Here is a 9,359-nt window from a genome sequence, read left to right as displayed (position 1 = left end):
GGGTGGGTGCTTTTCCTCCTCTTTTTTCTGCGCACCGCTCCTCTCCTTTCTCCCCCCCCCCCCCCCCCCCCCCCCCACCACTGCTTCTACTATCAGTTCACTCATTCACACACTTCCACGCACGCAATACGTCGGTCAATCACACACGCGCCAACGCATACGGTCTAGCGCCCCGTCGACCGTCTCTGCTGCATATCGCACGCCTCCCCAGCACCACCCACCATGGGACTGTCACGCCCACCGAAGGACCGGCGTGCCTCTGACACGCTCACGCGCTCGAAGTGCAACCACCTCAATCTGTGCAGGTCTAGCCCGTTTTCATGCGCGAGCCCCGTAAGCGTCCATCCGAAGATCCGACACGCAGTGGTTCTGTCATTACCACTCCATGCCTGATCGGTGAGTAGGATGCTCCTGAATGAAAGCGAGGACTGTTCATGAGCACGGCGCCCAGCGGTTGGTCACTCCGCGCCCTGGCCCAGGAAGCGCACGTCCTGCCCAAGGTGGCCCGGGATGCCGCGGAGGAAGGGGTGATCGACGCCCAGCACACCGTAGAAACGGACATCGTCCTTGTCCGCCTGTACGGGGCCTTGAAGCGCCTTGTATGGCCCGAGGAGCGGCGGCCGGCGAACAAGGACCAGGGACTTCGGGTTTGGGAAGCCATAACGATCGAGACCGCTCGAGCAGCGCTTCCCGACGACATGCACGACGACACTGGCCTCTTCGTTCACCAAACAGGGTGCGAACTCGTCTCCGGTCCAGGGCCGAAGGCCCTGGCGTTCTTCAAGTTGGCGGAACAGCCCTTCTACTACGCTCCGTTGGGCCGTTGGTTCAACGAGCTGCCGACCCAACGCCTCCGCGCAAGCGAGGTCTCAGAGACGGCTCAACCGTGACATCGCCGTCACATCTCGGGTAGCTCGGTCGAGATCAACCCGTTTCATGCACATGACTGGCCCGGGACTCCGCAATCCCGGGCCAGTCATGTCGAGGAGGTGAGCGTCGCTCCCCATCCCTAGCTGAATACCCGTTGCACATCCGGCCTCTCAGCCCCCGCTGGCGGTGCCGGTTGGCGATGAGGGTTTCCCTTGTACCTCCTCGACTGGAGCAGATCATAGCTACCCGCACGAGGGTCGGCTCAGTCATGCCTGCAGCAGGCCGACGCCCATCCCAAACGCCTCAATACCCAGGAGCAGAACCTCCGGTTTCGGGATCCTGGTCCGGAACTGCCCAGCTGGCCACCCAACCGGGTCCGGCCCTGCGTCTGGGCCGCGGCATGCGGTTCCGGCTGTTGACGGCCGTCCGGGCTCTGCTTGCCGATCCCAAGCTTGTCGGCCGCAAGGATGTCGTGCGTCTCGGCAACGTCGTGCTGATGGGGAAGGCCAGCCACGGCACCTGTCGTGTTGAGATCACGGCTCGGGAGCTGGGTCGTTGGCTCGGGGTTTCGGAGTCCACGGTCGACCACGAAGTACTCAGCGCTCTCCGTGAGGTTGATGCTGTCGCCGCGCGTGTGCTGCGGGGCGACGACGGTCTGCCGACTGGCGTCGAGTACCGGGTGGAGGCCCTGTGGGAGGCCCGACGCGACGTCGGTGCACCCTTGGCGTTGTCGAAGGCCGAGTTGGCGACGCTTCTGCGCTTCCTGGAGGCGTTGTTCGCTCCGGGGTGGGGGGAGCAGTGTGCCACTCCTCCGGGTCTGCTTGTGGCGCGGCGGGGGAGGGGTGCCGCGTCGGACCGGCTGGCTCTGGTTCTGCTGGCCTTGCATGCGCGTCCGGACGGGCGGGTGCCTCTGGTTGGTGGTCCGTTGGCCAGGACGGTGGCTCGGTACGGCCGGGCGGCGGTGACGCTGGCGCGGATGCTGGGGTGTCGTGTGCCGGTCGCCGCGACGGTGCTGGGTCGACTTGTGGCAACGGGGGCTGTGAGGAGCGCTTCGGGTCGACTCGTGGTGCCGGCTGTCGCGGCCGCGCATCGGTCCGCGGCCGACGACCAGGGCGGCGCCAGCCTCGAGAGTTCCGTCTCTACGGATCCGGAGCCTGCCGATACCGCGACGGGTTGTGCTCGGTGTGCTGGGCTCGACGACGTCGGTGACGAGCTGGTGGTGGAGGGAGACGGGTGGCGGCAGCTGTCCTGGGATGACCTGGAGGGGGCCGAGGAGGACTCCGGAAGTGCCCCCAGGGATCTCGACGGCTCTGAGGTCGATCTTTTTGCAGGTCAGACCGTCTTTGAGTCGTTCGAGACGAGTTGTGCTGCTGCGGACTCTCACGCCGACCACGCTGCTGTGGCTGATGTATGTGGTGAGGGTGCTGGAGGTCTCGGGTTTTCCGGCGAAGCCGCGTCGGGGTACTGCCGTCAGCCGGTACGCGCGTGCGAGGGCGGGAACTTCCCCTCTTCGGACGGTGATGACCACGGTGACGTGACGGTGGTCGATGGCGAGGACAGCCCGCTTCGCGGGGAGAACCCTGATCTGTTGCCGTCGGAGGGAGCAGAGGGGGCGTCGGCTGCGGCGTCGACTCTTCAGGCGTGGCGGGCTGCGTCCGGGGGGCCGCCGCCGGTGTGGGCTCAGGTTCCCAAGGGGCTGGAGCGTGTGCTGGAGCCGGTGGTGATGGTGTGGGGCCGGCTGGACCGGCTGACCACGCGGCGGTATGTCACGAAGGTGGTTCGGGCCCGGCTCGGCGAGATCTCGGGAGCATGTGGGCCGGAGGTGGATGCCGAGCGGATCTTGCGGGAGCGGCTCAAGCGTCGGTTGGCGGAGCAGGGTGCGGTGCCCGTCACCGATCCGGTGGGCTGGCTGGTCGGCCGTGCTCTGCCGCGCCGGGCGGTGTGCCCGGATCGCCGGTGTGACGACGGGCGGCGGATGGACACCCGCGCCGACTGCAGCGCCTGCCAGATGCTGGTTTTGGATGGCCGGGCGTTGCGGGCCCGTGCCTTCACCAAGGCGACCACGGCTTTGGCCGGCGGCCGGGTTGACCGGTCGGTGTTCGAGGCGGAGTTGAACGCGTGCTGGCAGATGGAGGCGGCATCCGCGGCCGTCCGCCGCGAGCAGGCCGTCCGGGAACGACAGGACCGTGAGCGGGTGTGGGCCGAGCAGCGGGCCCAGCGGGCGGCCCAGGAGGACGCCCGGCAGGCGCTTGCGTGCGAGTTGTGCGGGGCGCCGAACACGGCCGGGATGTGCGGGCCGTGCCGCGACGAGCGCCGTGTCGAGGAGCTGGTGGCCGAGGCCGTCGACGTGGCGGTGGCCACCTGGGGCATGGGCAGTGAGCCCGATCGACTGGACGTCGCTCGCAGGACCGAGCGGGACATGCGTGGAGCGGTCGACCGGGCGGTGGCAGAGCTGCTCGCCGCGGGCGGCGGCGTCTTCCCCGAGTCGGTGGCCCTCGCGGCGCGGCTGGCCGCGGAACTCCAGCTGGGCGCGCTGCAGCGCCGGGCGGTGAGCCGGTTCGCCTACCAGCCGCCCGCCCAAGCCGAGTACGAGAAGGTGTTCGCCACCGAGATGCGGCGCAGCCACCTCCACGACAGCCTGGACGAGGCCCGCGAGGCCGCTGAAGAGGCCGCCCAGACGGCCCGGTTCAACACGGCGTACGCGCTCCTGGACGACCGGCTGCGTACGCTGCGGGCCTCCCGGTCGGCGCCGGAGGTGGATGCCGAGCCCGATTGGTACGCGCAGGCGGCCGCTCAGGTCCGTGCTCTGATCCGCCCAGCGCCGCCGGAGCGCGCCGTGTCCGTACGGCGGCCCACGACTTCGGCGGCCGCGCCGGCGGGCGGCAGCGGGGAGCCGGTGGGGGTGGGGGCATGAACCGTCCCGTACGCGTCCTCGGGCACCGGCCTGTTCGGCGGCCGTCGTTGACCGAGTGGGTGGAAGGGCTGCCCGGTCTGTCGGGGCGGGCGCGCCGGCTGCTGCTGGAGGGCGACACCGAACGCCGGTACGCGGGCGAGACGCCCGCCGATTCCGGCTACCGGCTGACGATGGCCTTGGCGGTCGCCGTCTGCCAGCCCGGCCGGGAATGGACCTTCGCACAGTGGTGGGAAGCCCTGGTACTGCGCCCGACGGCGGGCGGGGCCTGGGCGCGGTCGCTGCGCTCGCGCAAGGGGGAGCGGTACGCCGAGGGCAAGTTGGCCGGGATGCTCGACAAGGCGCGCGCGTTCGTGGGCACGTCGGGCACGATCGTGTGCCGGGCCGATGCCATGGTGGCGATCGCCCGCCTGAGGGCCGCGGTGGAAGCCGCCGTGTGGCGGGGGCCCAGCGGCGGTACGGATCTGAAGAACCTCACCGCGCGGCTGCTGCTGGCCGAACAGGCCGGAGGGCTCGAGCACGAGGTGTCGGTACGGCAGCTGGCCGAGCTGATGGGCTGCGCCCGCTCGACCGTTGAAGCGAGCAGCGCCCGCCTCCGCGCCGCCGGGTGGCTGTCCCTGGTCACGGTCGGCACCGGTGAGCGCAGCTCGACTTGGTCCCTGCGGATCCCACAAGAAGCCGAGGAGTCCTGTGCACGCCCGGGACACCGTCCAGCACCGGGGGAGAGGGGGGCAGGTGGTGTCCCGGACGTGCACACGGACCGGGAGGTGAGCACCCGCGCGTTGGGCGCCGTAATGGGCACGGATGCCTGCCATCACTACGCACACGGCACGTCCGGTGCTCGGATCCTTGCCGCCCTTGACCCGCTCGACGGCGTCGAGGTGTCGCAGCTGGCCGCGGTGACCGGCTTGCACCGCACCACGGTCCGCCGGCGCGTGGACAAGCTCGTTGAGGACGGGCTGGCCGAGGAAGCCGACGGCCTGGTCTACCTGCCCCGCCACCTGGCCGGTGACGGAGGCCTGTGCCCCGACCCCGACCAGCTTCAGCAAGTCGCTCTCGAACGCGGCACGGCGGGCCTTGGGGAGCGACGCCGTAAACGGCACGACGACCAACGCCGCCGCTACCGGGAGTGGCTCATCGCACGCGTGCAGCGCACCGTCGAGCGGCGCCGGCCCGGCCGGGCGCGGCTGCGGCTGGTGCCCGAGGGCGTGGTCGACGAGAACACGGGAGAGCTCCGCGACGCGGCGTGGCGAGGGTGGATCGTCGACGACCCGTACCGCCCGACCTGGCCCACGCCACCCTGGTCCGGGGTGCCCGAGGCGGTGTGCGGATGACCTCGCCACGAGTTCGCCGGGCTTCACAGTCCCGCCGGGGAGTTTGGTGGTCCCGCGGCGACTCCCAGCAGGAGCCCGCGGGGTCCGTGAAGGATCGCGCCGGCCCCGAGCACGGAGTTGGGCTCCGGCGGGTGTTTCGTGCGCGGTCGGCTGCTGGCTTAGGCGTGGCGGTGTGCCAGGTAGAGGCGGACGGAGACTGGGTTGTCGTTCTCGGGCGCGTCGAGTACGTCGATCCCGTCGATGAGGAGGCCGTTGTCGACGCAGAGGTCTTCCCACAGCTTCGGGGTGAGTACCCACATCTCGACGCTCTGGTCCTGGCCGCCGGCGAGCGGCAGGATCTCTGCGCGCGGTGTGACGCTCGAGGAGGGCCCGCGGCCGTGGGAGTTGGTGTGCAGGATGGAGAAGGCGAGGCGCCCGCCGGGCTTCAGGGCCAGCCGGAGGGCGGGCAGCAGGCGATGGGGGTCGATGTAGCCAAAGCCGTGGATGGAGTAGATCACGTCGTAGGGCTCGGCGTGGTGCAGGTGCTCGACGGCGTCGGCGTGGATGAGGGTGAGACCCGGTAGATCGCCGTACCGGGCGATGGCGCGTGCGTGCTGGCTGGCGGATGCTTCGACGGCGTCGACCGTGGCGCCGTACTCGCGCACCAGGTGGGCGGCGTGTTTGCCCAGGCCGGAGCACAGGTCCAGGACTCGCAGGCCGGTCAGGTCGCCGAGGACCTCGGCGCCGGGGCCGGCCGACCAGAATCCCCAGGAGATGCGGTCCACTTCCGCGACATCGGTGCCGCGCCGCAGATGGTGGGTGCCGTACGTGGTCCAGGCGCGGGCGTTGACGGCTTCAGGCTCGGTGCTGTGCATGACGCTCCTTGGGTGTCCGGGGAAGTGGCGGGGCCGCACCGGCTGCTCGGCCCCGCGTTGACCTCTTCTGGTGGCCGCGGGTCAGCGGTCCTGGGCGAGGGCGTACAACTCGCCGAGCAAACTCCCCTCCGTCGCAACGAGTTCATCGAAGGAGCCCTGCTCCCGGATGGCCCCCTGGTCGAGGACGATCACTCGGTCGGCCATCCTCACGTTGTCGAGGCGATGGGTGACCACCACGGTGATCCGGTCCGAGGCCATGGCCCGCAGCTCACGGAAGATCTGGTGCTCTCCTCGGGCGTCCATCTCGCTCGTCGGCTCGTCCAGGACGAGCACAGCCGGCTCCCTGTACAACGCTCTCCCACAGGCCAGCCTCTGCCACTGACCTCCGGAAAGCTCGTGGCCGCCCCACACTGACCGGGCGAGCAACGTCTCCAGTTGCTGGGGCAGTTCACACAGGGTCCTGGTCATGCCGACCCGCTCGGCCGCGTCCCAGATCCGCTCGTCGCCGTGCTCGCGGGGCTGGCCCAGGGTGATGTTCTCCCGGGCGGCGAGCGGCCAGTGCCCGTTCTTCTGCGGCACCAGGCCCACGTGCCGCCACACCGACTCCGCGTCGGCGCCGGCCAGGTCGGTGTCGTCCCACAGCACCTTGCCGTCGCTCGCGACGGTCAGTCCGGTGATCATGCGGATCAGCGTGGACTTGCCGGCGCCATTCTCTCCCACGAGGGCCACGACTTCGCCCCGGTTCAGAGTGAGGCTGATCGGCTGGACGGCCGCGGCCTCCTTGCTCGGGTAGGTGTAGGAGGCGCCTTCCAGACGGATCTGCTGCGGGGCCTTGACCTGTACGGTGCCGCGCGCGGTGGTCATGGCTCGGACCTCGTCGATGAAGTCGTAGTAGTCGGAGAGGTAGAGGCCGTGGTGGAACATGACCGTCGAGTACCTGATGATCGAGTTCAGGGCGCGGCCGGCGGTCTGCGACGCGACGATCGCGGTGCCGGCGATCGCGGTCGTCATGGCCCCGGTGAGGACCAGGCCAGCCAGCGAGGCCCACATGCCGAGGGTGAACAGGCCGCCGAGGGAGGCGGCCAACAGCGTGATCCGCAGGTACGGGCGGGCCCCGGCGACCTCCCGCATCTCGACGCGGTCACACATCGACCGGTACCAAAAGTGCAAGTAGCCGCGCATGGTGTTGGCGCGGAGCTCGTCGGCGAGCTCGGCCGTCGTCAGCCACCAGCGCATCATGCCGCGGACATTGCGGGCGGAGATGGTCTGGTCGTGGACGCGGTAGTCGACCCGGGCGGCGATCACGCCGCCGAGTCCGCGGGGGACGACGGACAGCAGCAGCACGCCGAGGAGCAGGGGGTGCAAGGTGGTGAGCACCACGGCCGCGGAGGCGAGCTGGATGAGCCCGTTGGTGAGGGTCTTGGCGTCATCGGCGAGGTCGACGGCGCGCAGCGCGCCGATCTCCGCCGCCTGGCTCCGGTCGCCGAACCCTTCCGCGTCGTAGGCGGCGAGTTCGGCCCGCATATGGAGGTCAACGAGCTGCAGGTCCGCGGCGGAGGCGATCTTCGGATTCAGGCGCCGGGTCGCCCAGTCCGCAAGGATCCACATGGACGCGCCGGTGGCCATCGCGACGACGGCGACGGTCAGCGCCGGCCACGCCTGGCCCAGACCCTGGCGGGGGTCGTCGACCATCAGCTGCGGCAGGGCCTTCGCGACGGCGGTGAGCATCACGGCCGTGCCGATGCCGGACAGCAGCTGGCACACAACGATCGTCAGGGCCATGCGCCAGTCGACGCTCCAGGCCAGCCGGGCCGTCTGGATCAGCGCGGCCGGGATACGGCGGGCCATGTCCCACAAGGTGGCGTCGTCCATCGCCCGCCGGTGCTTGCGCCCGTTGTAGTCGAGCTCGGGCGGCGCCGAGGGCTGCGGAGCGCCCGCCCGCGCGGCCGGGAGCGACGCCGCCCGACCGCGTGCCGCGTCGACGGCCGGGGAATCGGTCCGGTTGTGCGGTGCGGTCATGCGAACACCCCCGCCGCCAGGCGGTCCAGGGTGCGCCGTCCGCGTGCGGTGACGTGGGGGTCGTCGAGCTTCGGCCCCCAGACCAGGCAGCTCACCGCGTCGATCGCCGCCAGGCATCTCAAGGCGTGCTGCTCCTCGACGGTGAGGTTGCGCCCATAGCCCTGGAGGCACGCGGCCCGCAGGTCGGGCCGGTCGGTCCAGGTGGAGCCGGCCATCAGCACGAAGTCCTGCACGGCGGTCGCGGCCCGGGAGCGCTCAAAGTCGATCCATCCGGCCTGCTGCCGGGAGGTCGACCACATGAGGTTGCGGTCCCATGCGTCGCCGTGGATGTACGCGAGCGGCAGCGGCGGCAAGGTCCGCAGCTCCTCGGCCATCTGGCGCACGAGCTTGTGCTCCGGCGCGGTCAGCCGGTCCCCGGCCGCCGCCAGGTGCCCCTCGGCGCCGTCGGCCGCGGCCTGCAGCGCTTGCTCCGCTTCGGCCCGCCGAGGGCCGGACAGATCATCGGCCGCGTGGAGGCGAGCCAGCAGGGCGCCGCCGTGGCGGTGCGCGCGGGCCTCCTCCAGGGGCGAGAGCTCCAACTGCTTGAGCGGTCGTCCTGGGACGGCGGTCAGCAGCAGTGCCAGATGCTCCGCGTTCGAGGCGCGCAGCTGCGGCGCGGCGCCGGCGCCGAGGGCTGGTGCGGCACTTCGGAGTGCGAGCGTCTCGCGCTCGTACATCACGGCCTTGGGGGAGATCTTCAGGTAGAAGCGGGCGGCCCCGGGCAGGTCGAGCCGCCAGACGCGGGAGTTCTCGCGCGGATGGCTGACGTCCTTGACGGCGGGACGGGCGCCGAGTGCCCGACTGGCCCACGCCAGCACGGCAGGCGGCGGAGTGGTCGGGTTGGTCATGCCCCCCACCCCGATGACGGTCGTGATGCTGCGGCGAACAGGACACGGCGGACGTCGACAGGCCGCCGGTACGCGAGGGCCTCGGCGGCCGCAGCAGGAGGGTTCTCGAGAACAGGGTGAAGGGTGACCAAGCGGACGGGATTCACGGTTTCTCCTCGGTTACGGAAACGGGGTAGAGCACCCGGACAACGGACCTGATCACAGGACCGCTACGGGCAGCCGCAGGCGATGAGTCGAGTGAAGGTTCGACGCCGGGACGCGGACGGCAAGCACCGTCTGCGTGGGCGGCTCCTCCCGCCTCGTTCGATTCACACGTACGGGGAAGGCGGCCGGGCTGTAGCCCGAGCGGCGGCTTGCATGACGCGTCGACAGCACCCCTCTCCTTCGGTGTGGTGTGGCTGTGCTCTGCGGACGGACCTTCGCCCACGCCACTGACAATCCGCAGCCACCAGCACCGCGATCCGGTCATCCCCGGCCTGCCCTG

The 9,359-nt window shown here is 70.5% G+C and carries 6 protein-coding genes; 3 read left to right on the top strand and 3 right to left on the bottom strand.

Annotation, left to right across the window (positions count from 1 at the left end):
* Positions 1 to 434: 434 nt before the first annotated feature.
* The 3 genes from ACZ5PB_RS12175 to ACZ5PB_RS12165 all read left to right on the top strand — a co-directional run bounded on the left by ACZ5PB_RS12175 (position 435) and on the right by ACZ5PB_RS12165 (position 5,115).
* Positions 435 to 890, top strand: a complete 456-nt coding sequence (locus ACZ5PB_RS12175) for a hypothetical protein (protein WP_327378888.1) — start codon at positions 435 to 437, stop codon at positions 888 to 890.
* 1,685 nt (positions 891 to 2,575) lie between these two features.
* A complete protein-coding gene (locus ACZ5PB_RS12170) occupies positions 2,576 to 3,784 on the top strand; it encodes a hypothetical protein (RefSeq protein ID WP_468690214.1) in 1,209 nt (402 codons plus the stop codon).
* Positions 3,781 to 5,115, top strand: coding sequence for a helix-turn-helix domain-containing protein (locus ACZ5PB_RS12165; RefSeq protein WP_468690212.1), 1,335 nt, complete (start codon positions 3,781 to 3,783; stop codon positions 5,113 to 5,115). Before ACZ5PB_RS12170 ends, ACZ5PB_RS12165 begins: the two co-directional genes overlap by 4 nt.
* Before the next feature lie 158 nt (positions 5,116 to 5,273).
* Here ACZ5PB_RS12165 and ACZ5PB_RS12160 read toward each other — a convergent pair whose 3' ends face one another.
* The 3 genes from ACZ5PB_RS12160 to ACZ5PB_RS12150 all read right to left on the bottom strand — a co-directional run bounded on the left by ACZ5PB_RS12160 (position 5,274) and on the right by ACZ5PB_RS12150 (position 8,875).
* The gene (locus tag ACZ5PB_RS12160) at positions 5,274 to 5,969 is read right to left on the bottom strand and encodes an SAM-dependent methyltransferase (protein WP_468690211.1); all 696 of its coding nucleotides are present in this window, start codon (positions 5,967 to 5,969) and stop codon (positions 5,274 to 5,276) included.
* 81 nt (positions 5,970 to 6,050) lie between these two features.
* Positions 6,051 to 7,988, bottom strand: coding sequence for an ATP-binding cassette domain-containing protein (locus ACZ5PB_RS12155; protein WP_468690210.1), 1,938 nt, complete (start codon positions 7,986 to 7,988; stop codon positions 6,051 to 6,053).
* Positions 7,985 to 8,875, bottom strand: coding sequence for a phosphotransferase (locus ACZ5PB_RS12150; RefSeq protein WP_468690209.1), 891 nt, complete (start codon positions 8,873 to 8,875; stop codon positions 7,985 to 7,987). Before ACZ5PB_RS12150 ends, ACZ5PB_RS12155 begins: the two co-directional genes overlap by 4 nt.
* Positions 8,876 to 9,359 lie beyond the last annotated feature (484 nt).

This window comes from Streptomyces sp. NPDC032721, from assembly GCF_055579625.1.
This window is presented reverse-complemented; position numbering and strand designations above follow the sequence as displayed.

Excerpts from the sequence above, each read along its gene's own strand:
- ACZ5PB_RS12175 (WP_327378888.1), top strand. The coding sequence starts at position 435 with ATGAGCACGGCGCCCAGCGGTTGGTCACTCCGCGCCCTGGCCCAGGAA.
- ACZ5PB_RS12165 (WP_468690212.1), top strand. The coding sequence starts at position 3,781 with ATGAACCGTCCCGTACGCGTCCTCGGGCACCGGCCTGTTCGGCGGCCG.
- ACZ5PB_RS12160 (WP_468690211.1), bottom strand. The coding sequence starts at position 5,969 with ATGCACAGCACCGAGCCTGAAGCCGTCAACGCCCGCGCCTGGACCACG.
- ACZ5PB_RS12155 (WP_468690210.1), bottom strand. The coding sequence starts at position 7,988 with ATGACCGCACCGCACAACCGGACCGATTCCCCGGCCGTCGACGCGGCA.
- ACZ5PB_RS12150 (WP_468690209.1), bottom strand. The coding sequence starts at position 8,875 with ATGACCAACCCGACCACTCCGCCGCCTGCCGTGCTGGCGTGGGCCAGT.